Here is a 23,991-nt window from a genome sequence, read left to right as displayed (position 1 = left end):
CAAGAAATCGGTCAAAAAGGCGGTAAGACCGTAAGTGATAAATATGGTCAAGACCATTTCCAAGAGATTGGCCAAAAAGGCGGTAACACTGTAAGTGACAAATATGACAAAGATCACTTCCAGGAAATTGGCCAAAAAGGCGGTAACACTACTAGCGACAAATATGACCGTGAATTCTATGAAGAAATCGGTCAAAAAGGCGGTAACAGTCGCTCTAGAAACAATAATAACAACAAATAATGTTTTCAGCAACAGAAATGATTAAGGCTGGTTCCGAAAAGGAGCCAGCCTTTTTTACGTCGGAAACCCTTTAATAGGTCAAAACCCGATCTGTACCTGAAACATCGACGACATAGGTTTTTCCATCTGTACGGATCACAATATCACCAGCCTTGGCAGTCGAGTAAATGGTGGCGCCGACAAGCTGCAGGTAATCGACGACCCTGTCGACAGGGTGCCCGAAATCATTGGTCTTACTGTAGGACAAAATCGCGGTCTCCGGCCGTACTTCCCGGATAAAATCAAACGAGGTGCTGGTTCCACTTCCATGATGTGCCACCTTCAGTATTTCTGCCTGCAGCTGTTTCACGTCCAGAATATTTTGTTCCTGGATTGTCTCCACGTCAGCCATCAGCAAAAAGTCTATACGGCCGTACCTTAAAGAAAGAGCAATCGACGACTGATTATTTGTTTTAAAGGCATTTTGCGTATTCAAAACACGGATTGTAAGCTGCGGATCGATGACAATATTCTCTTCTCCGGCCGCAACCGTCACTGGGATTTTTTGCTTTTTGATTTGCTGTAAATAGTGAAAATAAGTAGAGGTGGTATAGAGCTTGCCGCTGTCGATCAAATGTTTGACGTCAAATTCCTTCAACACATTGACCAGTCCGCCGATATGATCGATATCCGGGTGAGTCGCAACAACCAGGTCCAGCTTTTTGATTCCTCTTTTTCTAAGATATTCGGACACTTTTTCTGCCGCAGACGGCGGTCCTCCATCCACCAGCATTTTTCGTCCGTTCGGTGCTTCTATCAGAATGCTGTCGCCCTGCCCGACATCGATGAAATGCACCTGCAGCTCATTTTCTGATGCATGACGGCCGGCCGCACTTACCATAATAGGGAGGAGTATCGTAATCAAACATACCATAACAAAAGCAGCAATCAGCCTGGCCACATAAAAAACCTCCGTCAACGTGATGGTTAACCTTATAATTAGAAATAAACCTTTGTTTTATGCGGCGGAAAAGCCGACTAGAGCAGGAGAACCTAAAAGAAAGTTTGAAGCGGCGTTGATTGCTGTAGCTTGAACGTCTCCTGAATGTTTCTGCTTAAGGAACGATCGACTTTGTAAGACAAAATACTTTTTGAAAAGGTAAAAAAAGCCGGCCCCCATCCCGGGGACCAGCCATTTTTCTTACTTATGCTTTGACTACATTGATTTCATTATCCACCAGCTCGACTTTGATCGCCTTGATATCTTCCTCATCCAAGACGAGGTCGGTGATACCATCCTCGACCTTTTCCTGGATGACACGGCGGAGCGGTCTTGCACCGAAGCGCGGGTCGTAGCCTTTGTCAGCCAGATATCTTTTCGCATCATCGGTAACCGTAATGGTCAAGCCTTCTTCTTTCAACGTTTCTGCCAGCTCGGCAATCATCAAGTCAACGATTTGCACGAGATCGGACTCTTGTAATTCATTGAATGGAATGATTGCATCGAATCGGTTCAAGAATTCCGGCTTGAAGTACGAGCTTAGTTTTTCCAGCGTCGATACGGCCTCATTTGCTGTGTTGGTGAATCCGACAGAGACTTGCTTGTCGCCGGTTCCCGCATTACTTGTCATGATGATGACTGTTTCTTTAAAGCTCACCCTGCGCCCATGGCTGTCAGTCAAATGACCATCTTCCATAATTTGCAGGAACATGTTTTGTACGTCCGGGTGGGCTTTTTCAATCTCATCCAGCAAAATCAAGCTGTATGGATTGCGCCGTACACGTTCTGTCAGTTGTCCGGCTTCCTCATGGCCTACATAGCCTGGAGGAGAACCGATGATTTTAGACACGGAGTGTTTCTCCATGTACTCACTCATATCGAGTCGAAGCAACGATTCTTTTGTACCGAACAGCTCTTCTGCTAACGCCTTGGTCAATTCTGTTTTACCTACCCCGGTTGGTCCGACAAATAGAAAAGAACCGATCGGGCGATGTTTGGATTTTAGACCAGCTCGGCTGCGTCGTACAGCTTTAGCCACTTTTTGCACCGCAACTTCTTGTCCGATGACCTTTTCGGAGAGATTTTTTGCCAGGTACTTCATTTTCTGCTGCTCGTCGGATTGAATTTTCCGGACCGGAATACCGGTTTTCTCTTCTACAAGCAACTGAATATCTTCTACTGTGACATCAGCCGCAGGAGCCTCGGTAGCTTCCTCCAGTTGCTTTTCCAGCTTGATTTCCTGATGTCTCAAGTTGGCAGCACGTTCATAGTCTTCTTTTTCTGCTGCTTGCATTTTCTCCTCATGAAGCTCATCCAGTCGTTTTTGGATGGCATCCTTATCGGATTGGGAGTTGGCAAGATTCAACCGGGCTCCCGCTTCATCCATCAAATCGATCGCTTTATCCGGCAGGAATCTGTCCTGCAGGTAACGCTGAGACAACGTTACCGCACCGTGGATGGCTTCGTCTGAATAGCTTACTTGGTGGTAGCTTTCATAGCGTTCCTGCAGCCCTTTCAGGATTTTCACTGCTTCTTCGACGCTTGGCTCTTTCACAATGATTGGTTGGAAACGGCGTTCCAGCGCAGCGTCTTTCTCGATTTTACGGTACTCTTTCAACGTCGTTGCACCGACTAGCTGGAGTTCTCCTCTGGCCAGCGCGGGCTTTAAAATGTTTCCAGCATCCATTTGGGAGCTTTCAGCTGTACCTGCGCCGACCAGTTGATGCACTTCATCGACAAACAGGATGACGTTTTTCCGGTTCTGCAATTCTGATACAAGCTGTTTCATACGCTCTTCGAATTGGCCTCTCATGCTTGTGTTGGCTACCAGAGAGGCAACATCCAGCAGATAAATTTCTTTGTTCATCAATTTAGCCGGAACGTCACCTTCAGCGATTTTCAAGGCAAGACCTTCCGCAATCGCCGTTTTACCTACTCCAGGTTCCCCGATAAGAACCGGATTGTTTTTGTTCCTTCTATTCAATGTCTCAATCACACGTTTCACTTCGTTTTGACGCCCGATAACCGGGTCAATCAAACCAGCTTTCGCAGCATGGGAGAGGTTTCTGCCAAGCTCGTCCAGCAAACCGCCGCCTTTTCCGCCGTTGGCTTGCTGTTGTTGGGCCTGTCCGCCCCCTTGCTGGAATCCTTCAAACGGTGAAGCTCCCCCGCCAAAGAATTGATTGAAATCCATACCACCTTGGTTGAAAAAGCCTGATGGATTTTTTGCACTATCTTTTATTTCTTGAAAGCAAGTTTCGCATAAATTCATTTGTTGTGTTTGATTATTAAAACGAAGGTTTACATTAATGCTTGCTTCACGAACACCGCAATTTTGGCATTGCATATTCGCTTTCCCTCCTTCAAATATATAAGGTGAATCATTCAGCCTTTGACTTTGACTATCTTTGACCTTATCTATAGTATAGTTTGACTTTCTTTGACTTTCAACCCCTACATTAGAATTTTTTTAATTAAATTTTGGATTTGGCTTAATTAACCTGTCGGAGGTTGAGAAGGATGAACCCTTGTTTTCATCCTATTACCCGTTATTTTATTCCTTTAATCAAAAATGGTCAAATTTGTTGTTTATTCTCAATTACCAATAGACAGAAGTTTTTATTAGACATTGTGCAGATGAACAACTGGGATGATAACAAGGCTATCAAAATTTTCTACATGATTATACGTGATAAACTATGAATGCAGACAACCGAAAGGGCAATAAAGTAGTAGATATCGGAGGATTATGATGAAAATATATCACTTTAAAAAAGAGACAGGTAAGAAAATCACAAAATTCGACTCTGATTTTGTGATTTCACGAATTACGCAGACAGAGAAAGCAGCTCATATTGCATGTATGCACTTAGATGGTAATGGAATAATTGGTTATCATCAAGCTGTTGTCCCTCAGCTACTATTAATTGTAAACGGAGAAGGTTGGGTTAGAGGCGAAACGGGTGAGTATTTCAACATTCATTGTGGCGAAGCGGTATTTTGGGATAAAGATGAATGGCACGAAACGAAAACAAGTACAGGTTTAACTGCAATCGTTATAGAAAGCGAAGAACTAACCACTTCATCTTTGACAACTTTAGAGAGATGATGGGTATTAAACAAATAGGAGTATTGATTAAAGGGAGGAAGAGGAACTCCAATAATCTACATTATTGTCTAACATGGCTTTCGATTAAGAAAAGCCATTCCGCTTCCGGAATGGCTTAGTAAATGTAAGAAAAATTTTTCTTTATATAAATGCGCATTTGCAATCAGGACTGTAGTTACCTGAACAGCTATTCATGAACCGATTCATTGACGGACGAGCTTTCTTCCGCTTCTGTGTTCGGCAGTTCTTGCTGAAGCGGTCCGATCACCTTGAAGGGAATCATAATTAAAATAGAAGCAAGCAGCACGATCCAGCCAAGTTCGCGTAAGATTTTCAATCTGTTCTCCTCCTATTAGAATAGCTCCTCATTTGTCCCAAGCATAACACATTCAGCTAGATTCGCAAACATCCCTTTACCACTCTAAAGTGTTGGGGGACAGTCCCTCTCTTGTGGAGAGGGACTGTCCCCGTCTATTAATTAGTGGCTGCCTTTTCTTTTTGGCGTAGTTCGATTCTTCTTATTTTACCTGAGGAGGTTTTCGGGAGCTCCTCAATAAACTCTATTTTTCTAGGATACTTGTAAGGAGCGGTCCACTTTTTCGCAAAGTCTTGTAACTCCTTGACAAGGCCTTCCTTATTTTTATCTACATTCGGCTGAAGGACAATAAATGCCTTGACCACGTTACCTCTGTCCGGATCAGGGCTGGCCACGACGGCACATTCCTTGACCGCTTTATGTTTGATCAAAGCGTCCTCCACCTCAAACGGTCCGATTGTGTAACCGGAGCTAATGATGATGTCATCACTGCGTCCTTCGAACCAGTAATAGCCGTCTTCATCTTTTGAAGCCTGGTCGCCGGTGACATAATAGTTACCTCGCAGCGATTTTTGGGTCCGTTCCGAATCTTTATAGTATTCCTTGAACAAGGCAGGCGTATCAAGTGGTATGGCAATATCTCCGACCTTGTCAACTGCCACCGGGTTTCCATCTTCGTCGATCAGTTCGACCTCATTACCTGGAGTAGGCTTACCCATTGATCCGGGTTTTACCTCCATTCCTTTCATGAATCCAAGCAGCAAGGTGTTTTCGGTTTGTCCGTAACCATCACGTACCGTAATATCGAAGTATTTCCGGAATGTATCGATTACCTCGCGGTTCAAAGGCTCTCCTGCCGATACAGCGCTATGCAGTTTGGTTAACGAGTAGCTGTCCAAATTATCCAGCTTGGCCATCAACCGATATTCCGTCGGTGTACAGCAAAGTACATTTACTTCATGCTTTTCTAATAAAGACAAGTATTTCTTCGCATCGAACTTCCCATTATAAACCAATCCGGTGGCACCGGAACCGAGTACAGACAATAGCGGGCTCCATACCCATTTTTGCCAGCCTGGAGCAGCTGTTGCCCAAACCACGTCACCGTCCTCGATTGCCAGCCAGTTATTCGCTGCCGTTTTCAAGTGAGCAAAACCCCATCCATGTGTATGGACAACCCCCTTTGGATTGCCGGTCGTTCCTGAAGTGTATGGAAGAAAGGCGATATCGTCCCTGGTGGTCGCAGCCATTTCCAGTTGATCTGATGCCTTTTCTTTCTGTTGGTCAAGGTGGTGCCATCCTTCCACCTCACCACCGACTGAAAACTTGATCAATTCCTCATATTCCGTGATTCCTGTGAATTGTTCAACAAATGGATGATAGCTGATGATACCAGCAACTTCTCCATGTGTGACTCGGTACTGTAAGTCCTTCGTTCGCAGCATCTCTGAACTAGGAATGATGATAACGCCGGTTTTAAGAGCCGCCATGTAAATTTGGTAAGACTCGATCAACCGGGGCATCATGACTAATACCTTGTCCCCTTTTTTGAGCCCGTTGGCCAAAAACACATTTCCGATCTTATTAACGTTAACCAGCAGTTCTTGATAGGTGGTTTCCTGTTGGTTTCCCTCATTATCTTCATAAATCAACGCCTTCCGTTCCGGACCACTGGCATACTTCTCTACTTCCATTGCAATGTTGTAATTTTCCGGTGCAATCAGCTCTTTTTTATCCATCCGTTCATCCCTCATTCCTTATTTAGTATCAGGTATTAATTTCTAGTCATTATATCAATTACTAAAGTCTATGAAAAGTAAGAAAACTTATGAAATCTTTATGGAAGCGTTATCAAAATTATGATAAAATTTGATTCCAGCTTTCATAAGGGGGGATGCTCCGTAAAGAAGTCTACGGAAGAGGTCGTCGTGTAGGTCTTTGGTAAGAAATTATTTTTTTTGCTAATTAGCAAGTTTTAACAAAAGGAAATCGGTGAATACTTTAGCAAAATCAAGTTTTTGGTTAGACGGAGTTCCCCTTTAGGGTCGGCCAGGCTGCTTAACTTGATTGAAAAAAATAAGATTGGTGCGTGATGATCATGAAGTTTCGTCTGCTTCTTCTTCTGTTGCTGTCCGTCGTTTTAACCGCCTGCGCTTCCACAAAGTCAGAAGAAAAAACATCGGGGAATGAAGGAATTCACACTAAGGCATATCCTGATGTGGAACAAATCTTGAAAAAAGACGAGGATGCCGATGTATTCCAATGGAAAAAACGGATTTATAAAACCGACTTGAAGTCGCTTGAATCCATGGAGGTATCCAAAGAAGAACAAATCGGAACCATCGAATCCATTTATTCAGACGGAGAGGCATTCACCGATAACATGGCGACCAAACTCCCTGTCGGTACCGTCATTTATGCTACCGATAAAGACAATATACTCATCGCCGAACACGACGGAAAAACCAAACGCTACCTCGCCATGATTGAAGACTAATAATACAAGGGACAGTCCCCCTCCATCGAACGGGGACTGTCCCTTTCTGCATTTTGAGACCATTATCTGCGTAGCAGCGAGGTCTGGGCAGCAGCGGGGTCAGTCCCTCATGCTGCGTAGGGGCAGCCCTTTCTCCGTTTTGGGGACTGACCCCACTGGGGGTGAAATCCTGATTTATTGGGGTTTTCGCCAATTCGGTCGTGGCTAAACTGTGTTTTAGGGACTGACCCCACCGCGGTTTGGGGACTGTCCCCCAACCGGTTCTGTCTGTTAAACATTTATGTTTTCTTAATGGGTGAGGGGGGAAATGCTTGGTTTTTTGTGATATGCTAGTTACAAATATGAAGGAGGGATTGTCATGAATAGGGAAACTGTTACCTTAATGGCTAATAAGAAGACAATCGACTTAAAACCGCAGCAAATGGTGGTGTACCGTTCGTGTAAGATCATTGAAGCGGTTGACCGGAACGAGGCCTGTTATTACTTATATATGTACAAAGATAAGCCGCTCAACGGCATCCGGGCTAATCACATAAAGCTTGGATCCTTTCTCCACCGCGCACTCGCCAGAGGAATCAGCTTTTCCGGAACACATCCGCTCACACTCCAGGTGTTGTCCGACCATCCTTCATTCCGATCGATCAGCTTTAACCAACTGTACAAAAAAATAGCCGCTAGTCACTCTCCTTTGGAAACCGCCTATATACTCACCTTATTTGATAGCTTTGCTGCCAATGAACCCATTCATAAACTGCTCAAAAATACTTATTACAAATACCGTCGAAACGGTCAAATGCTGTTAGCCTACAAGACACTGAATATCTTTGCCGACTTTGCACCAGAAGACGCTTTTGCCCGTGACATGCAAGGGCATTTGGACTTTCAGCGCTATCGGCAGCGGTATGCGGATGTGAAAGAGGTTGCTTCTTCAGACCCTCAGCATTTCGAGAGGGTCAGCTTCGATCGGCTGACTGATTCGGAAACCAGCCGCTTACTGCTAGACTGCCTGCACCAACAAAACCGTTTGATCGACGAAATCGCTGTCCGTCTGCACCTGCTCACAAACCGGACAATAGCAGAGGATCTTATCGTTTTTGACTTGATTGAACAGCAATTCGACCGGGAGCAGCAGCTGCAGTTTTACCGCCAGTTAGCTTACTCCCCCGAATTACCGGCAGCATTGAGCGCCCAGCTGCTTGAAAAGCTTCTTGAAAGTCACCAGTCCGAAGCAGTCGTTCATCTTTTAACCGTGAACGACATTCTACCTTCGGCCGTGCACAAACAAGCCATCGCCGACTGTTTTGCCAAAGCTGGCTTATCGACATTCCCACCCCTCTTCGACAGTCTGAACCACCGTCTGCTCGATCTGTTTTCCGATCAACCACATTTATTGGAACCTATTGTGATACGTTGCATATCAGCCTTCTTCCGCGACTATGACTTGGATTCCCTCAAACAATGGCTCGAACCGTTTCAACAACAAGGGATTCACCTGCCAATTGAACAAAAACTGAACAAGATGCAACAGCTGGAAGAAGACCCCGAACAGCAGGGGACACTTGGCGAACTATACTTGTACTTCCACCAGCCGGAGAAGTCAATCGATTGCTTTAAATGGGAGATGGAACTAAAACCGGAGGATCCAAAACCGGTACACCTCTTGTCCAAAGTATATTTGACTTTAGGCAATAAGGATGAAGCGGCCGTCTACCAGCAGTTGTATTTACAAATGCAGCGTTGATCCCATTCAACCTTCAATGCTGCGCCAAAGCGTCAAAGAGGCATGGCTCTGGTAAGGAGACCATCCATCGCTCATTTCGGTGATTTCGGGTATGGTCGGCTTTTTATCCATTTTGAAATAAAACTTAAGCGCATTTTGAATCCCTATGTCGGCCTTGGGCAGTAAGTCATCGCGTCCAAGGCCGAACAATAACCAATTTTCCGCAGTCCATGGACCAATCCCTCTGATTTTCACCAATTGGTCAATGATATGTTTGTCCGACTGAACAGCAAGTGCTGTTAAATCAATCTCCCCTTCGGCAATTTTTTTCGAGGTATCAATCACGTATTCCGCTTTCCGCTGGCTGAACTGCATCCTCCGTAGATCTTCATAAGGAAGCTCGGCGATATCTTCCGGTTCCGGATAAAACCAGACACCATCCAGAAAAGCACCATAGGCTTCGACAAATCGGGTGCTCAATGTATAGGCGAATTTCATATTCAATTGTTGGTGGATAATCCCTTTCATCAGAGAAAAATACAAATCAAAGTCCCGTACAATCGGCGTCCCCGGATGGGCATAAAAAAGCTGTTCTAAATTTGTGCCGGTAAAATGCTCGTTGACTATGGTCAAATCCTTCTCCCACTGAAATAGATCAAACGTTTGTTTTAATAATTCCGACTTATCATCCTCGTGGTCACCCGATACTTCAAAAACCGGATGCGGCGTATTCCCCTTCGCTCTGACCGTTACCTTGTGCCTTCTGCCGTCCTCCGTTTTCAAAGGAACGTCCACGCTGCGCTGGTTACGGTCTACGAATAGCAGTGGATCCATCTGCAACCGTTGTAAGGAATAATCAAAATCATACATTGTATCCAGTGTAATGGTCTCTTTCCACATTTACATGCCCCCTTATTGATTTATTCAGGTGCTGCAAGCTCTACCTTTATCCGGTCGGGATCCTCAAAAAACACGGCATAATAGTCTTTCCCACCGGCAAATGGATGTCTGTCCTGGTAAAGAATTGGCACCTGCCGCCCTTTCAGCTTTTCTGTCATCCTATCGACATGTTTTCTCGATTCAGCATGAAACGCAAGATGATTTAAACCTACCCTGCTTCGATGATAGCCCGCAGCCCGAAACCGTTCCTCGACCTGTACAAACACCAAATAGGTGTGGTTTTCCTTATAACTAAAACCATTCTCCCACTCCTGATAAAGGTTATAACCCAATTCCTCCAACAACCAGCCCCAAAACTTGCGGCTCGCATCTATATCTGTCACGTTTATTTCCACATGATGCAGCACATTTTCCGCCTCCCGCCTCTTTTCTGTCTGCTTCTATTATAGTAGAAAACTTAATCCCTGACAGTTTTTCCTTTTCACAAGAAAAAGTGAAGGAGTGTTGCTCACCACGATAAAGAAAGCTGCTGATTGGCCAGCCTTCTAACAAAAACTAAGTTATAGTTGCACTGATACTTCCTTACCGAATATTTTCCCCTTGGCAACAATTTACTCCTGGGTGGAACAAGAATCGCAAACATGCACTCCCCTATCCCACAAAAAATCCGCCCCTCCAAATGGAAAAGCGGATTGCAGCATTATAACTGGTAAAACGGTCGCGGCAGTAAATCCTTCATGACCAGGTCATCCAAGCTTTTAAAGGTGTAACCTTGCTTACGCATATCATCGATCAGGTACTCCAGTGCTTCTGCATTATCCTCCGATACCGTATGAAGCAAAATGACTGCACCAGGATGAACTTGGTCAATCACCTGTTGGTAGGCAGATTGCCAGCCCTTTTGACTGTTCGTGTTCCAATCAACAAAGGCCAGTGACCAGAACATGTGGATATAGCCAAGTTCGTTCGCCCATTTGATCGACTGTTCGGTAAAAGTTCCTTTTGGCGGCCGGACATATTGCATGGTTTTTTGGTCGCTGATTTTCGCCACGGCAGATTGGAGCTTGTCCAGCTCTTCTTTCATTTTTCGTTTCGATAACTTGGTGAAATCCGGATGATGGTACGAGTGATTGCCGACAATATGACCCTCATTCACCATCCTTTTCACTAATTCCGGACTGCTGTCGACATAGTGTCCCGTCACAAAAAAGGCAGCCGGGACATCCTTTTTCTTCAGAACGTCGAGTATTTTACCGGTATACCCTTGTTCATAGCCGTTATCAAAGGTTAAGTAAATCACCTTTTCTCCAGACTTATCGAGATAGTAACCGCCATTATTTTCTAGAATGGTGTCATATTTTCCTACTTCAGGCGGCTGGTGGTTGCTATTTTTCTTATATCCCCAGCCATACCCTTCAACCTGATTTCCTGACGGTATTGCAACTGCCCCAAACAGTAGTACAGCAAGCATGAGCCAATATAATTTATTCATGTGGTTCACCCAGATTCTTTTTCGCTTATTTTTTCTTTGGGCAGAAAGATTATGCAGAAAATACTGACGCAAAAATTTCCATCGCCATGACAAAAAAAGCGGCCGTCCCAATGAAGAAACAGCCGCTTTCGGCAAAATCTACAGGATAACCGCTGCAATCCAGCCAAAAATAAATAATGGAATATTGTAATGAATAAAGGTTGGAACACAGGTATCCCAAATATGATTATGCTTGCCGTCCGCGTTGAGACCCGCCGTAGGTCCGAGCGTACTGTCGGAAGCGGGTGAACCCGCATCACCTAATGCTCCGGCAGTCCCGATTAATGCTGCCGTAGCCATTGGCGAAAAGCCTGCCGCCAGACAAATCGGTACATACAAAGCTGCCAAAATCGGTACAGTACCAAAGGAAGAACCGATCCCCATGGTGACAAACAAACCGACCAACAACAAAACAAATGCGATGATCACTTTATTATCCCCAAGCACACTGGAGGAAGCTTCCACCATTCCTGTGACAGCATCTGTCTCCTTTAAGATATTTCCATAACCCGCAGCGACGAGCATCACGAAGGCAATGGTACCCATCATCGCAACTCCTTCACTGATAATACTATCTCCTTGCTTAAAAGGAACGACAAGGAAGGCGAACATTAACACAAGCCCTGTCAGCGCACCGATAATCAGGTTGTCTGTCACAATCTGCACGATCAACGCTGCCACAATTGCTACGAGGGTGAAAAAATGGTTCTTGTTAAAGGTAACCGTCTGACCCATTTCTTCTTCCACATCGGTTTCTGCGCCGGTTCCAATCGGCTCTTTCGGTTTGCGATATGTGATGAACACAGCGATCAACAGCCCGACAATCATACCGGAACCCGGAATCAACATCGCCAAGGCAGCCTGATTCATCGTCAATTCGCTGCCATTGCTGGCCATTCCATCGACAATCGTGCGATGGAACAAGATGCCGAAGCCGGCAGGAATCATGATATACGGTGCTTTCAAACCGAATGTCAGTGCCGTTGCTACTCCCCGGCGATCCATTTTCATTTTATCGAATAATTTCAATAATGGCGGAATTAAAATCGGAATGAAGGCAATGTGCACAGGGACCAAGTTTTGTGATAGCGAAGCAATCCCGGCAATCGCCAACAACATCATCGTTTTTTTGCCCGTCAAAGCTCTGACCAGGTAATTCACCAGCAGGCTGGTGATGCCTGTATAGCTGATAGCGACTGCAAATGCTCCAAGCAGAACATAACTCAGCGCAGTATTTGCCTGATCTCCCATTCCGTTGACCAGCAGCTCGACCGCTTCGGTCGGTGATAATCCGGCCATCAATCCAGCAGTGAGCGCCGCTGCGATAATCGCTATGATGACATTCACCCGCAAAAGACTAAGTACGGTCATGACTAATACGGAAATAATAACAATCCACATACGAAATCTATACTCCTCTCAAAAAGAACATGTTTCTTTATCACTTTACCACTTTACCACTTTACCATAGTAAAGGGTTGTTTTAAAAAAATCAACCGACAATCGAAAATTGCCGGCATTTGCAAAAAATCATTTTAAACTTGTCTCCATCTTGTCCAAAATACTGATTAGTTGATCGATGTCTTCGATCGACGTTTCTTCCGGATCCATGTTTTCCAAGCGAGTCATAAAGCCTGCTAAGTGAACCTTCAGTTGTTCTATTTTTTCCTGGTCTGCCATCTAAGCCGCTCCTCCTTCTACGTGACGCTCACAGTCTTGTTTATCACACTATCTAAAAGCCCTTCCTATCCTAACGGAAAACGGACAGCATGTCCACTTCTCACAAGGTCTGGACTTAAACTGACCCCGTGAACATGCTATAATACCCTTTAAGCAAATCGTGGAGGTATCTGCTATGTCAATTCGAGATATTTGGGACTACTTTGAAAAATTTTGGGATCATCCGGTCACACATATTGTCATCGGTGGCATCCTTACGTTCCTATTAGTCGTCATTTTACGGAGGATTATTCATTCCTTCTTCAAAAGGACCAGTTTTATCGAAGAAAAGAAAGAAAAAACAATCGAATCGATGCTGAACTCGTTGATCAAGTATATTGCCACCTTCGGCTTTATCGTTTATGTCCTTGGCTTATTCGGCATCCATGCAGGCAATATCCTTGCCGGAGCAGGGGTCCTTGGAATTATCGTTGGTTTCGGTGCCCAAAGCTTGGTTAAAGACCTGCTAGCCGGCATGTTTCTTCTCTATGAAAGACAACTTGAAAAAGGAGATTGGGTCAAGGTCAATGATACCTATGAAGGGTTGGTCGAAGAAATCGGGCTGCGTTTTTTAAAGGTGCGCCAATGGTCAGGAAAGCTCACCACCATCGGTAATGGCCAAATTCGTACGATTGAAAATTACAATATGGAAGAAATGCGGGTAATCGAAAATGTCAGCGTCAGTTTTTATGAAGATCCTAAAAAGATTTTCGCGCTGTTGGAAGATACCGTAGAGCGGCTCAATACAGAGCTTGATGCTTATTTGAAGAAAGACCTGACAGGAAATCCAATTGAACCGTTCCAGTTGTATGGCATGTCATCGCTGAATGACCAATTCCACGGCTATCAGTACACGGTCACTGGTTTATGCAATGACCTGCTTTATTTTACTGCCGCCAAAGAAACCCGCCGGATCCTTGCAGAAACAATGTACGAGAACGGCATCATGATGGCCGAACAGCAAATCAATTATCGCAACCGTCCAGAAGATCAACATTCCAGTTGATCTCTCCATTGAAAAATAACTCTTCTTCCTTTTGGTGCCGGTCACGTTCTCTTCTGGATTGGATCTTCTTATCCAAATTATATTGGCAGCTACACCGGCCCAAATTTTCTTTCAATCTTGATAAAGCACCCATTCCAGCCAAAAGCGCAAGTGTCTAGGTTTAACCCCGCAAGCCATTATCTTTTAAAAAAAGCATTCGATTTTACAATCGAATGCTTTTTTGCTGGTTATTTCAGCTGGAAGGAAAAAGAAACATGGTCTTGTACCGGTATCCAAGCACCGATTCCTTGTTTGGTGACATTTTTCACGACGATGCGTTTTTTTGAACCCTTCAGTTCCAGATATACTTCCCCGAAGGTTACCTGCCCTTTTTCATTTACAGCTGGTGCATAAGCGGTCAAATAGCCGATTTTTTCCTTTGGCACTCCGTATGCGTTGCTTGTTTTCGTTCCCTGTCCTAATACAGTATGAAACGACAACGGCAGGTCGGTGTTTGCTTTGGCATCGAGAAGCATCATCCGTTTCACCTGATCAGCATTGGTGATTTTTGCTGTCAATGCTCCTTTAATGTGCTTCTCCTCTTTCTGATCGTAACTCATTGTTTTCTGGTTATCACCGCCGATGTTGTTCATCTGGTTTGTATTAATTTTTTGGTATTCCCAATTGGGAGTTGTTTCAGCCGATTTATAATTCAACGGCCAATGTCCCATATAAACCATCCCGCGGTAACCGATCGCCAATGGAGAAGGCTTCAACGATGTTTCATTCAACAATTTAATTAATTCAGGGTTTTCTATTTTTACATCGGAAGCTTCGATTAGCTCTTTCACCAGTTTGCTTGGTTCTAAAATTGCTTCATCTTTCGCGGAATTCGGATAGGTATTTTCCTTGGAAACGTTTAACACGTGGCTGGGAATCTCACTCTTTTTCGGCTCCTCTTCGCGTTTCTTTTCTTCTGCCTGAAGCAGTTGAGGAAAAGCGGTCATGAGACATAAGGCAATCGCCAATATCCATTTTAGCTTATTCACTGTGCCCAATCCTTTCGGGTTTTTCCCTAGTATTTCACCAGTAGGACTTGTTATGCACCCGAACAAGGGATCAGAAAAACAAGGGCAAACTTTCTTTCTAGATGAACGCAGACTTTTTCCTATTTATTTATCCCTGGTTATGTATCAATGCTGTCAGCAACCTCTTTGCCTGCGGTTCAAAGAATTGAATCGCGGGACCGATTAGCAACAGGATCACAATGGTGCCGATCCCTACTGGCCCGCCGATAAGCAAAGCAGCAACGAGCGCCAATCCTTCCGTAATGGTTTTGGCCGCTAAAAGCGGAAGTTTCCAACGCTTTTGTATGGCAACCATTAACCCATCGACCGGATTCAATGACAATTTAGGCTGTAAATACAAAGAGACCCCGAAGGCAAGTACCAGAATACCGCCCACAAGCGTTATGGACTGGATTGCCAAACCATCTAGATTCCAGGCCTCCATGACGATCAGCAGCCAAAAGTCGATCATCATGCCAATCACCAGGATGGTAACGATTGCAAAAAAATCAGGCCTTTCCCTTGTAAGTAAGGCGTTCACCCCTATCAAAACAATTCCGATAATCATTACCCAGTTCCCGACTGTCAAATCCGTTACATTGGATAATCCGACATTGACCGCATCCCAGGCGCCGACTCCCAAATCGGCGGTAATAGTCAAACTTATTCCAAATGACAGCACGATCAAACCGGCAAGGAAAAATATCCACCGTACGACTAATTGTTTCCCCATGTATAGGACTCCTTCTGCTCGCTTCTCCGCTAAGAACACGTTCTCAATACGGAAAGCCCTGTCTTTGTGTGTAAAAGAAAAAAGGTCTTATAAAAGATAAGACCCTTTTAGTTTATACAGACAGCTCGATGTATTCAAGACTTTCTTCAATTGTAATACTGTCTTCGACAGAGCGGATCATCGAACAGTTCTTTCTTGCCGTCTGCAAGCTTTTTTTCAGTTTCTCCTCGCTGAGACCTTTTCCTTTTACAATATAATGGAGTTGAATCCGTTCTATCCGATTCGCCTCTTCTGGATTTCGCTCGACGTCAGCAACAATTTTCCAATCCTCCAGCTCCATCCGCTGCTTCTCTACTATTTTCCTGAATACAGAAGCGCTGCACCCAGCAATCGATGAAACCATCAGTTGATACGGCCGGAAGCCATAATCTTCATTACCGGATATATTCAGTTGGCCATAATCAAAAGATGTTCGTACTCCTTGTTCCTTCATATAAAAATCCATTTCACCACTCCCTTGTATCCATTTAGTATTGATGTTCCCGGAACACCGCTTTTTTAACACAAAATGAGTGAGATAAAAGAGTTGACCTTTTCAACGTGACATATTAGATTGGAAAGGATTGCTATTCTCTACATAAAACAACCTGATGGCTCTTGTGCCCGGGGTTTTCGGGCGTGGTTCATGAGTTCAAAACAGATGGGAGGAATGAGCGATGGTTTCCAATCGAGTACGATTTAAGTTATTGATCGGCCTGGTCACGATTTCCGGATTTTCACAGGGAATGCTGCTTCCGCTCCTCGCCCTGATTTTAGAACAGGATGGAGTGCCTTCTTCGGTCAACGGACTCCATGCGACCGGATTATACATAGGAGTGCTGTTAGCTTCCCCATTCATGGAGAAACCAATGCAAAAGCTGGGGTTCAAACCGATGATTTTGATCGGTGGGCTGCTCGTCTTTATTTCCCTGGCATTTTTCCCGGTATGGCATGCATTATGGTTCTGGTTCATCCTGCGGGTTACCGTCGGTATTGGGGACCATATGCTCAATTTCGGTACGCAGACGTGGATTACCTATACGTCCACACCAGAAAAAAGAGGGAGAAACATTGCCTATTACGGTTTGTTCTTCAGTCTCGGATTTTCCATCGGGCCGACGATGACACGTTTATTGTCCGTCAATGAAAACCTGCCGTTCATCATTTCCGCGGTATTATGTTTTTTGGTTTGGACATCATTGTTTTTCATCCGTAATGAATGGCCGCAGCAAGAGGGGGAGGACCGTGTCTATGCAGCACCGCGTTCTTCGCTGGGAAGATTCATCAAAACCTGGAAGCTTGCCTGGGTAGCATTGCTTCCACCGTTCGGGTATGGTTTTCTGGAGGCTACGTTGAACGGAATTTTTCCGGTTTACGGCTTGCGTATCGGCCACGATGTCGATGTGCTATCGCTAATTATTCCCTGTTTTGCCGCCAGTAGCTTGATTACGCAAATACCGCTCGGAATTCTCAGTGACAAAATCGGACGCAAAAAATTGTTGAGTCTCGTTCTCTGCTTCGGCAGTGCTTCGTTTCTGTTGGCCGCTCTGTACGAGGGTTCAGCAGCCTGGCTGTTCATTACCTTTGCGTTGGCTGGCATGTGCCTGGGATCAATCTTTTCTTTAGGGGTATCCTACATGACCGATATCCTGCCGAAACCCCTGCTTCCTGCGGGCAATATCATGTGCGGAATCGCATTCAGCATTGGCAGCATCTCCGGCCCTTATCTTGGCGGTTTGTTCATCGATCTATTTCCTGCGGTTTCCTTTTTCTATGTTATCGTTGCGATGCTGATCGTTATCCTGGGAGCATTGCTCCTGCAACAGTCGAAGCAGCCAATTCGTGCAGCTGAATAAAAAATACCCATAAATTCCATGATCAATAGATATTCTGTTCAAACGTTATTTCGTCTTCGAAATAACGTTTTTTCTATCCCTAAAGGAAATTGTGTGCTGGATGTTACATTCACAACATCGTCATTCAGTGATTATTCCCTATATCTTAAGTGTATTATCGAATAAAAAAATAAGGCTTAGAGACAAGAGATATCCCTAAACCTTTTCGAGTGGATTCGCAAGCCCGAAGTCCATTTACACATCGCAGAAGCACCAATGATGCCATGGCATTCAGCTATGTCATCCATTTCATTACTTCTTCTAAAGACGGCATACCTGCCTGCGCCCCAAACTTCGTGACTGACAATGAAGCGGCTGCCACCGCGAAAGCAATCGAGCGGGAAAGCTCCCAGCCTTCACCAATTCCATAGGCAAGCGCTCCGTTGAAACAGTCTCCTGCTCCCGTTGTATCCCGGACGTGGTCGATTTCCAATGCGGGGACGATTTTTAATTCCCCTTTTTCGGCGTAAGCCGCCCCCTTGTTCCCCAGTGTGACGATCAACCTTCCGCCAAAATCTGCTTCCCACTTTCTTATCGTATTGACTAGTTCCTCGTCTGTGGTAATTCGTCGGCCTGTCAATGTCTCCAGTTCTGTTCGATTAGGCGTGATAAAATCTGCTAACCGCAGCATTTCCTCCGGCAGCTGTTTAGCCGGAGCAGGATTCAAGATGGTCGGCACCCGATGCTGCTTTGCCAGTTTCAAGGCTTGATGGACAGCATCAATAGGAATCTCCAGCTGCATCACTAATACGTCGGCAGCACCGATTTCCTCCGAAAAATCAGCGATATTGTCCGCGTTCCAATTCTGGTTGGCGCCCGGTATCACCACGATACTATTGTCGTCGGGTAAAAGTGTGATATTGGCAATACCGGTCGCTGTTTCCACCGGGAAAATAGTGTCCGTAGACAGCCCTTGCCGGGAGATACTATCGCGAATCTCATCTCCGAACGGATCTTTCCCGATTTTTCCGAACAGCTGAACGTCTCCACCTAATCTTTGGAGAGCCACCGCCTGGTTGGCACCCTTTCCACCTGGTAAGTACTGCACTGTATTTCCGTGGATTGTTTCTCCTTTTTGCGGCATTCTTTCAACAGAAATGACGATATCCATGTTGAGGCTGCCGATTACAGCGATTTTCCCCATATGCTCTGTCTCCCCTCTCTCTGCTTCTCTTTTTATTTTACAAAACGGCTGTACCGTTTTTCCAATTTTTCCTGCAGAAAAGAGATGACAGAGCATAACGGCCAGTAAATAAATGCGGCCAATACGTACATGGTCATCGTGTCGAAAGTCCTGCCGCCGGCGATTTGCGCTTTTTGAAACAATTCAGGCACCGTAATAACGGCAGCGAGCGAGGTAGCTTTGACAAGATCGAGAAAAATATTTGTTAACGGCGGGATTGCAATCCGGAATGCCTGTGGCAGAACTATCCGCCGGAGCGTCTGCCAGTAGCTGAATCCCAGAGCATGAGCTGATTCCCATTGCCCTCGCGGTACACTATTCAACGCTGAGCGGTTCACTTCCGCAATATAGGCAGCGCTGTTCAATCCAAATCCAAGCACCGCTGCGACGTATGCGGTGAGTTCAACCCCTGCTACCGGTAAGCCAAAATATAAAATAAATAAAAATACTAAAATCGGCGTCCCTCTCATAAACGAAATATAAACCCTTGCCGGCCAGCGTAACAGCCTTTTTTCCGAACCGCGGGCCAAGGCAAGGAACATCCCCAAGATAAGTCCGAGTCCCATTCCGACAAACGATACCGCGATTGTCATCGGAACGCCACCCAAAACGAAGGGCAGATTTTCTAACGCTAATTCAACATCAAACAAACCACCAAAGGAAAAACCGTTCACATCAATCATAGCCGGTTACAGGTCCAGCCCTTCGATTTCCTGGATTTCTCCTTCCGGTTTCTGCGAAGCATCTTCTTTGTAAAATTTCTCGGCCAGCTCGGTCAATGTACCATCTTCGCGCATTTCAGCCAGTGCCTCGTTGATTTTCTCGGTCAATACATCCGCATCCTTCGGCATCACTACAGCCTGTTCAGTCGGATGAAACTTCAAGTCCGGATGGAGATGGATATCAAACTCCGGGAATGCCGCGACTCCGAACTTGGATAGAAAGTAGTCATTGACGATCACATCGGTACGCCCATTATCTACATCGCGTAAATAAGCTTCATTGGGAGCATTTCCGTAGGTGACCACTTCTGCGCCGTAATGCTCGGCAATTTGACTGTAAATGGTCGTAGCTCCTCCGCCAGCTTTCTTGCCCTCCAAGTCCTCCAGCGATTCGATACCTGAGTTGTCCTCTTTTCGCACAACCATCGTCGAATAGGAATACTTATAAGGTTCGCTGAAATTGAATTTCTCTTTACGGTTATCTGTCGCTTCGATATCGTTGACCGCCACATCTATACGGCCGCTGTTTACTGCCGGCAGCATGCTGTCGATCCCCATGATTTCAAAGGAAACATCAAGACCAAGTCGGTCGGCAACCTCCCGCATCACTTCAACGTCATAACCAGTAAGCTGATCGGCATTTTCTTCTTCCCCTTCGTAATAAGAAGCAGCAACAAGGGTACCGGAAGTACCTGCAACAATTTCTCCCGCTTCCTGAATTTCCTCCCATTTACTCGAGCCTGACTCTTCCTCTGAATTTTGCGAATTCTCCGCTTCGTCTCCGCAGGCCGCCAATAATACCGTAACAGCGACTATGGCAAACCATAATAAGAATTTCCTCATATCATCCCGCCTTTACTATTTTGTTATATATAACCATACATAAAAAGATAACAGTATAATCCTTTTAAATCAATATTTTTATAATCTGTATTCTTTTAAAATATTAACTGTTATATTTTAACTGTCTCAACTCTTTCCATTATCGAAAAAAACGTAACAAAAAAAGCTATCCTTTAAAGGATAGCCATTTTCGCTGTCATTCATGATATTTTTCCAACCGGAACTTTTCATATAACGCATTGATCTCGCCACCGGCAATAATAATCATTCCGGAAAGATAAAACCAAGTCATCAAAACGATGACGGTTCCCAAACTGCCATAAATAGCAGAATAACTGCCCATGTTGTCCACGTAATAGGAAAAGGCAAGTGAAGCCAGCTGCCAACCGAGCGTAGCAAATGCTGCACCGACTGCCGCATCCTTGAAAAACACCTTCCTGTTTGGTGCCATTTTGTATAAGGCAAGCAGCACAATAAAAAATACGATAAAAGAAATCACCCAGCGCAAAGCATTCCACAACTGCAAAAAGTCGGATGACAACCCAAAGAACGAGAACAAATAAACACCGATCGCTTTCCCGAAAATCGGCAGCAAAAACGCAACCGCGATTACCGAAACCATCGCCACCGTCAGCACCACTGCAATTAACCGGGAAACGATAAACGAACGGTTTTCCTCCACATTATAAGCGGCGTTTAATGATCGGATGATTGCATTGATACCATTGGATGCCGTCCACAGTGTGGCCAGAATCGTAACCGATAGCAAGCGTCCATTACGGCTCTCCGCAATACCGGTTAGGTTCTCATTGATTAGATTGAACGTTTCTTCCGGGGCATACAGTGAAACAAACCGCATGATATCAAGCTGTGTCAACGGAAGGTAACCGACCAACGTAATCAAAAACAGCAAAAACGGAAACAACGACAATAGAAAAAAGAAGGCAAGCTGTGCAGCCATGCCCGCTACATCATCGTCCAATATCCGTTTGAAAAGCTGTATGACAAACTGGATCAACTTGCGCACTGCCTTTTTTCTCCTTTTTCATGCCGGTTATTTGTATTGATTGTCGTCATCAAGTTGGCTGACATTTTCTAAAGTGCTTTGCACCTGGTTCATGATCTCCAGCGCACTTTCCGCTCCACTTGATAAAGTACCCGCTACATTTTCATAGCATTCCCGGATATTATGAACGGCTACGGACGGGTTCCGTAAATAATAGCCCGCATTGCCGCCGGTCTTTTTCAAATTCCCGACAAATTGCGTTCTAGTCGAACGGTCACACAACGAAATCAACCCTCCCACAGCTGCTCCGATGATCATTCCTTTTACTAATTTTGAATCACTCATCCAATCCACTCCTTGTTTTTAAATGATGGTCCAGTTTCAATTGATCCAAGAGCTGGTTACAGCCCTGATAAATCAATTCATATACATAATCGAAATTCCCAGTAAAGTAGGGATCTGGAATATTGACCTCTTCCGCATCCACGACATAATCCATCAGCCTGGCTACCTTTGTTCCTTCTGTTTTCTCTCTGATCAGGCTAAGGTCGTTGACATTATTTTCATCCATCGCAACAATATACTGATAGTCGTCCCAATCGGCGGGGCGTACCTGTCTGGCAGTGATGCCCTGATAAGAAATGGCACGCTTGTCCAGAATCGCCCTGGTCCCTTCATGCGGAAGCTTTCCTGTGTGCCAGTCGCCAATCCCTGCTGAATCAGCAGTAATTTCATTTTCCAGTCCTTCCTTCTGTACCAAATCACGAAAAATCGCTTCGGCCATAGGGGACCGACAAATATTACCCAAGCATACAAATAAAACGTTAATCACTAGTTGTTCTCACCCGCTTTCCAAAAGTCTCGTTGTACTATTATAAATGTAACGTTTCTTTTTCCGATTTTCACGGAAAACACCCCGAAAGCGGTCCATTTTCACTTCAGCTGAAACACCGCTGAATAATTTCTTCTACTTTTCTGCTTAGTTTTCCTTCTCCTAGAGGATTTATTAGGCGAAATAACCTCCATTCAGCAAGCTGGTAATTTTTATCCTTGACATTCTACCTAAATTTTCGGAAAATTTTAATAGTACGTACTATAAAGGGGGTAAAATATGGGGGAAGAAAGTAAGTTATTGGACATGATCAATACGATCAGCGGTTATGTCTGGGGACCGCCGCTGCTGATTTTATTGGTCGGTACAGGGATTTATTTAACACTGCGGCTTGGCTTTTTGCAAATAAGGTCTCTGCCTTATGCCTTGAAGTTAGCGTTCAGTCCGGCCAAGCAGGACAAAAAGTCAAAAGGGGATATCAGTCACTATCAGGCACTGACAACAGCAATGGCCGCTACCATTGGTACTGGTAACATCGCCGGTGTTGCTACTGCTGTGGTATTAGGTGGTCCTGGTGCCGTGTTTTGGATGTGGATTACAGCAGTTTTCGGAATGGCCACAAAATATGCAGAAGCAATTCTGGCGGTGAAGTACCGTGTCACCAACAGTAATGGTGAAATGTCCGGCGGTCCTATGTACTATTTGGAAAAGGGACTGAAGGCGAAATGGCTCGGAGTCTTATTCGCATTATTTGGTGCGATAGCAGCATTCGGAATCGGCAACATGGTGCAGGCGAACTCGGTAGCCGACGTCCTGGAAACCTCGTTCAGTATTCCTACTTGGATCACCGGTGTGATTTTGACCGTACTCGTCTTCCTTGTGATCATTGGCGGGATTAAGAGTATCGGAAGAGTCACCTCCTTCTTTGTACCGATCATGGCTGCCTTTTATGTCCTAGGCGGATTGGTCATTCTTATTATGAACATCGATCTCGTCCCTTCTGCTTTGGGAACCATTTTTTCTGATGCCTTTACGGGCAGTGCCCTGGGCGGAGGTATTCTCGGAACCGTAATTCGCTACGGGGTAGCACGCGGCGTATTTTCCAATGAAGCCGGCCTAGGTTCAGCGCCAATAGCTGCTGCTGCAGCGAGGACCGACTATCCGGGCAGACAGGCTCTCGTATCCATGACCCAGGTATTCATCGATACTATCCTCGTTTGTTCCATCACCGGATTGACGATTGTCATGGCCGGACAATACACAGGCGGATTGGACGGAGCAGATTTAACCTCTGAATCATTTGGCGTATTTCTTGGCAATACAGGCACTTATATTGTGGCAATCGGCATTATCTTTTTCGCGTTTTCAACGCTTGTCGGCTGGTCTTATTATGGGGAAAAGTGCATTGGTTACCTGATCAACGACAAAGCGATTCCTGTTTACCGGCTCATATTTGTTCTTGCTGTATTCGTCGGTTCTGTGGCTGCCCTTGATGTGGTTTGGGGAATTGCCGATATCATGAACGGGCTTATGGCATTCCCGAACTTAATCGGACTTCTCGGACTTTCCGGCGTAGTGGCAGCCGAAACCAAGCGCTTTCTTAAGGTCGCGAAAGAAGAGAAAAATCAGCCGGATCAGCAAAATACTTATGGAGCATAAGAAAACTCCCGCCTTT

Annotated in this window: 24 protein-coding genes and 1 pseudogene; 7 read left to right on the top strand and 18 right to left on the bottom strand. The window is 45.1% G+C overall.

The annotated features are described in order from the left end of the window. Positions 1 to 240 (top strand): annotated as a pseudogene (locus BLR82_RS15165) (hypothetical protein); the annotation flags it as partial. A 70-nt stretch (positions 241 to 310) separates the two neighbouring features. Here BLR82_RS15165 and BLR82_RS15160 read toward each other — a convergent pair. Both BLR82_RS15160 and BLR82_RS15155 read right to left on the bottom strand, forming a co-directional pair. Next, a complete protein-coding gene (locus BLR82_RS15160) occupies positions 311 to 1,180 on the bottom strand; it encodes a ComEC/Rec2 family competence protein (RefSeq protein ID WP_139186981.1) in 870 nt (289 codons plus the stop codon). A gap of 244 nt (positions 1,181 to 1,424) precedes the next feature. Continuing rightward, on the bottom strand, positions 1,425 to 3,566 hold the full coding sequence (locus BLR82_RS15155) for an ATP-dependent Clp protease ATP-binding subunit (RefSeq protein WP_074600316.1): 2,142 nt from the start codon (positions 3,564 to 3,566) through the stop codon (positions 1,425 to 1,427). A gap of 405 nt (positions 3,567 to 3,971) precedes the next feature. On the opposite strand from BLR82_RS15155, the gene BLR82_RS15145 reads away from it, so the two are divergent. Further along, positions 3,972 to 4,328, top strand: a complete 357-nt coding sequence (locus BLR82_RS15145; protein WP_074600314.1) for a cupin — start codon at positions 3,972 to 3,974, stop codon at positions 4,326 to 4,328. A 187-nt stretch (positions 4,329 to 4,515) separates the two neighbouring features. Here BLR82_RS15145 and BLR82_RS21130 read toward each other — a convergent pair whose 3' ends face one another. Together BLR82_RS21130 and mbcS are read right to left on the bottom strand one after the other, a co-directional pair. Then, entirely contained in the window at positions 4,516 to 4,665 is a 150-nt protein-coding gene (locus BLR82_RS21130) for a hypothetical protein (RefSeq protein ID WP_175486829.1), read from the bottom strand. A gap of 137 nt (positions 4,666 to 4,802) precedes the next feature. Further along, on the bottom strand, positions 4,803 to 6,383 hold the full coding sequence (gene mbcS / locus BLR82_RS15140; protein WP_074600313.1) for an acyl-CoA synthetase MbcS: 1,581 nt from the start codon (positions 6,381 to 6,383) through the stop codon (positions 4,803 to 4,805). 359 nt (positions 6,384 to 6,742) lie between these two features. On the opposite strand from mbcS, the gene BLR82_RS15135 reads away from it, so the two are divergent. Next, positions 6,743 to 7,141: a hypothetical protein gene (locus tag BLR82_RS15135; protein ID WP_139186980.1), complete on the top strand. Its 399-nt coding sequence runs from the start codon at positions 6,743 to 6,745 to the stop codon at positions 7,139 to 7,141. A gap of 358 nt (positions 7,142 to 7,499) precedes the next feature. Next, the gene (locus BLR82_RS15130) at positions 7,500 to 8,882 is read left to right on the top strand and encodes a tetratricopeptide repeat protein (RefSeq protein WP_074600311.1); all 1,383 of its coding nucleotides are present in this window, start codon (positions 7,500 to 7,502) and stop codon (positions 8,880 to 8,882) included. A 6-nt stretch (positions 8,883 to 8,888) separates the two neighbouring features. Here the strand turns inward: BLR82_RS15130 and BLR82_RS15125 are convergent, their stop codons facing one another. The 5 genes from BLR82_RS15125 to BLR82_RS21125 form a co-directional block, all read right to left on the bottom strand. Next, a complete protein-coding gene (locus BLR82_RS15125; RefSeq protein ID WP_074600310.1) occupies positions 8,889 to 9,761 on the bottom strand; it encodes a DNA-3-methyladenine glycosylase family protein in 873 nt (290 codons plus the stop codon). Positions 9,762 to 9,781: 20 nt separating this feature from the next. Next, positions 9,782 to 10,168 (bottom strand): VOC family protein, encoded by a 387-nt coding sequence (locus BLR82_RS15120; RefSeq protein WP_074600309.1) that lies wholly within the window; start codon positions 10,166 to 10,168, stop codon positions 9,782 to 9,784. Between the two features lie 293 nt (positions 10,169 to 10,461). Next, positions 10,462 to 11,253, bottom strand: coding sequence for a delta-lactam-biosynthetic de-N-acetylase (gene pdaA / locus BLR82_RS15115; protein ID WP_074600308.1), 792 nt, complete (start codon positions 11,251 to 11,253; stop codon positions 10,462 to 10,464). A 138-nt stretch (positions 11,254 to 11,391) separates the two neighbouring features. Beyond that, positions 11,392 to 12,693 carry a Na+/H+ antiporter family protein gene (locus BLR82_RS15110; RefSeq protein ID WP_074600307.1) on the bottom strand — a complete coding sequence of 434 codons (1,302 nt, stop codon included), beginning with the start codon at positions 12,691 to 12,693 and terminating at the stop codon, positions 11,392 to 11,394. Positions 12,694 to 12,822: 129 nt separating this feature from the next. After that, on the bottom strand, positions 12,823 to 12,972 hold the full coding sequence (locus BLR82_RS21125; protein ID WP_175486828.1) for an SE1561 family protein: 150 nt from the start codon (positions 12,970 to 12,972) through the stop codon (positions 12,823 to 12,825). A gap of 175 nt (positions 12,973 to 13,147) precedes the next feature. Between BLR82_RS21125 and BLR82_RS15105 the strand changes: the two genes are divergently transcribed. Further along, positions 13,148 to 14,017: a mechanosensitive ion channel family protein gene (locus BLR82_RS15105; protein WP_074600306.1), complete on the top strand. Its 870-nt coding sequence runs from the start codon at positions 13,148 to 13,150 to the stop codon at positions 14,015 to 14,017. A 227-nt stretch (positions 14,018 to 14,244) separates the two neighbouring features. Here the strand turns inward: BLR82_RS15105 and BLR82_RS15100 are convergent, their stop codons facing one another. The 3 genes from BLR82_RS15100 to BLR82_RS15090 form a co-directional block, all read right to left on the bottom strand. Beyond that, a complete protein-coding gene (locus BLR82_RS15100; RefSeq protein ID WP_425440906.1) occupies positions 14,245 to 15,045 on the bottom strand; it encodes a YfkD famly protein in 801 nt (266 codons plus the stop codon). Positions 15,046 to 15,172: 127 nt separating this feature from the next. Further along, positions 15,173 to 15,796: a YczE/YyaS/YitT family protein gene (locus tag BLR82_RS15095; protein ID WP_074600305.1), complete on the bottom strand. Its 624-nt coding sequence runs from the start codon at positions 15,794 to 15,796 to the stop codon at positions 15,173 to 15,175. Between the two features lie 112 nt (positions 15,797 to 15,908). Next, complete coding sequence (locus tag BLR82_RS15090) at positions 15,909 to 16,301, bottom strand: OsmC family protein (RefSeq protein ID WP_074600304.1); 393 nt, start codon at positions 16,299 to 16,301, stop codon at positions 15,909 to 15,911. Positions 16,302 to 16,512: 211 nt separating this feature from the next. On the opposite strand from BLR82_RS15090, the gene BLR82_RS15085 reads away from it, so the two are divergent. Next, complete coding sequence (locus BLR82_RS15085; RefSeq protein ID WP_074600303.1) at positions 16,513 to 17,691, top strand: MFS transporter; 1,179 nt, start codon at positions 16,513 to 16,515, stop codon at positions 17,689 to 17,691. Positions 17,692 to 17,965: 274 nt separating this feature from the next. Here BLR82_RS15085 and rbsK read toward each other — a convergent pair whose 3' ends face one another. From rbsK to BLR82_RS15055, 6 genes are all read right to left on the bottom strand, one after another. Next, positions 17,966 to 18,874 carry a ribokinase gene (gene rbsK / locus BLR82_RS15080; RefSeq protein WP_074600302.1) on the bottom strand — a complete coding sequence of 303 codons (909 nt, stop codon included), beginning with the start codon at positions 18,872 to 18,874 and terminating at the stop codon, positions 17,966 to 17,968. A 32-nt stretch (positions 18,875 to 18,906) separates the two neighbouring features. Further along, positions 18,907 to 19,596 (bottom strand): amino acid ABC transporter permease, encoded by a 690-nt coding sequence (locus BLR82_RS15075; RefSeq protein ID WP_074600301.1) that lies wholly within the window; start codon positions 19,594 to 19,596, stop codon positions 18,907 to 18,909. Between the two features lie 6 nt (positions 19,597 to 19,602). Continuing rightward, the gene (locus BLR82_RS15070; RefSeq protein WP_074600300.1) at positions 19,603 to 20,478 is read right to left on the bottom strand and encodes a transporter substrate-binding domain-containing protein; all 876 of its coding nucleotides are present in this window, start codon (positions 20,476 to 20,478) and stop codon (positions 19,603 to 19,605) included. Positions 20,479 to 20,674: 196 nt separating this feature from the next. Next, positions 20,675 to 21,505 carry a YihY/virulence factor BrkB family protein gene (locus BLR82_RS15065; protein WP_074600299.1) on the bottom strand — a complete coding sequence of 277 codons (831 nt, stop codon included), beginning with the start codon at positions 21,503 to 21,505 and terminating at the stop codon, positions 20,675 to 20,677. Between the two features lie 27 nt (positions 21,506 to 21,532). Continuing rightward, positions 21,533 to 21,829 carry a hypothetical protein gene (locus BLR82_RS15060; RefSeq protein ID WP_074600298.1) on the bottom strand — a complete coding sequence of 99 codons (297 nt, stop codon included), beginning with the start codon at positions 21,827 to 21,829 and terminating at the stop codon, positions 21,533 to 21,535. Further along, positions 21,822 to 22,316 carry a low molecular weight protein-tyrosine-phosphatase gene (locus BLR82_RS15055; RefSeq protein WP_074600297.1) on the bottom strand — a complete coding sequence of 165 codons (495 nt, stop codon included), beginning with the start codon at positions 22,314 to 22,316 and terminating at the stop codon, positions 21,822 to 21,824. The genes BLR82_RS15060 and BLR82_RS15055 overlap by 8 nt, the downstream gene beginning before the upstream one ends. A 279-nt stretch (positions 22,317 to 22,595) precedes the next feature. Here BLR82_RS15055 and BLR82_RS15050 point away from each other — a divergent pair, with 279 nt between their 5' ends. After that, on the top strand, positions 22,596 to 23,975 hold the full coding sequence (locus tag BLR82_RS15050; RefSeq protein ID WP_074600296.1) for an alanine/glycine:cation symporter family protein: 1,380 nt from the start codon (positions 22,596 to 22,598) through the stop codon (positions 23,973 to 23,975). Positions 23,976 to 23,991 lie beyond the last annotated feature (16 nt).

Source organism: Sediminibacillus halophilus (genome assembly GCF_900103695.1).
Lineage (GTDB): Bacteria > Bacillota > Bacilli > Bacillales > Amphibacillaceae > Sediminibacillus > Sediminibacillus halophilus.
The sequence above is the reverse complement of the archived record's forward strand: the minus strand, read 5'-3'. Positions and strand labels throughout refer to the sequence as shown.

What these genes read in the sequence shown, in the direction of transcription:
- BLR82_RS15060 (WP_074600298.1), bottom strand. Translation starts at nt 21,829, where the DNA reads ATGAGTGATTCAAAATTAGTAAAAGGAATGATCATCGGAGCAGCTGTG.
- BLR82_RS15090 (WP_074600304.1), bottom strand. Translation starts at nt 16,301, where the DNA reads ATGGATTTTTATATGAAGGAACAAGGAGTACGAACATCTTTTGATTAT.
- BLR82_RS15155 (WP_074600316.1), bottom strand. Translation starts at nt 3,566, where the DNA reads ATGCAATGCCAAAATTGCGGTGTTCGTGAAGCAAGCATTAATGTAAAC.
- BLR82_RS15125 (WP_074600310.1), bottom strand. Translation starts at nt 9,761, where the DNA reads ATGTGGAAAGAGACCATTACACTGGATACAATGTATGATTTTGATTAT.
- BLR82_RS15135 (WP_139186980.1), top strand. Translation starts at nt 6,743, where the DNA reads ATGAAGTTTCGTCTGCTTCTTCTTCTGTTGCTGTCCGTCGTTTTAACC.
- BLR82_RS15095 (WP_074600305.1), bottom strand. Translation starts at nt 15,796, where the DNA reads ATGGGGAAACAATTAGTCGTACGGTGGATATTTTTCCTTGCCGGTTTG.
- BLR82_RS15050 (WP_074600296.1), top strand. Translation starts at nt 22,596, where the DNA reads ATGGGGGAAGAAAGTAAGTTATTGGACATGATCAATACGATCAGCGGT.
- pdaA (WP_074600308.1), bottom strand. Translation starts at nt 11,253, where the DNA reads ATGAATAAATTATATTGGCTCATGCTTGCTGTACTACTGTTTGGGGCA.
- BLR82_RS15070 (WP_074600300.1), bottom strand. Translation starts at nt 20,478, where the DNA reads ATGAGGAAATTCTTATTATGGTTTGCCATAGTCGCTGTTACGGTATTA.
- BLR82_RS21125 (WP_175486828.1), bottom strand. Translation starts at nt 12,972, where the DNA reads ATGGCAGACCAGGAAAAAATAGAACAACTGAAGGTTCACTTAGCAGGC.
- BLR82_RS15075 (WP_074600301.1), bottom strand. Translation starts at nt 19,596, where the DNA reads ATGATTGATGTGAACGGTTTTTCCTTTGGTGGTTTGTTTGATGTTGAA.
- BLR82_RS15085 (WP_074600303.1), top strand. Translation starts at nt 16,513, where the DNA reads ATGGTTTCCAATCGAGTACGATTTAAGTTATTGATCGGCCTGGTCACG.
- BLR82_RS15145 (WP_074600314.1), top strand. Translation starts at nt 3,972, where the DNA reads ATGAAAATATATCACTTTAAAAAAGAGACAGGTAAGAAAATCACAAAA.
- BLR82_RS15105 (WP_074600306.1), top strand. Translation starts at nt 13,148, where the DNA reads ATGTCAATTCGAGATATTTGGGACTACTTTGAAAAATTTTGGGATCAT.
- rbsK (WP_074600302.1), bottom strand. Translation starts at nt 18,874, where the DNA reads ATGGGGAAAATCGCTGTAATCGGCAGCCTCAACATGGATATCGTCATT.
- BLR82_RS15130 (WP_074600311.1), top strand. Translation starts at nt 7,500, where the DNA reads ATGAATAGGGAAACTGTTACCTTAATGGCTAATAAGAAGACAATCGAC.
- BLR82_RS15110 (WP_074600307.1), bottom strand. Translation starts at nt 12,693, where the DNA reads ATGTGGATTGTTATTATTTCCGTATTAGTCATGACCGTACTTAGTCTT.
- mbcS (WP_074600313.1), bottom strand. Translation starts at nt 6,383, where the DNA reads ATGGATAAAAAAGAGCTGATTGCACCGGAAAATTACAACATTGCAATG.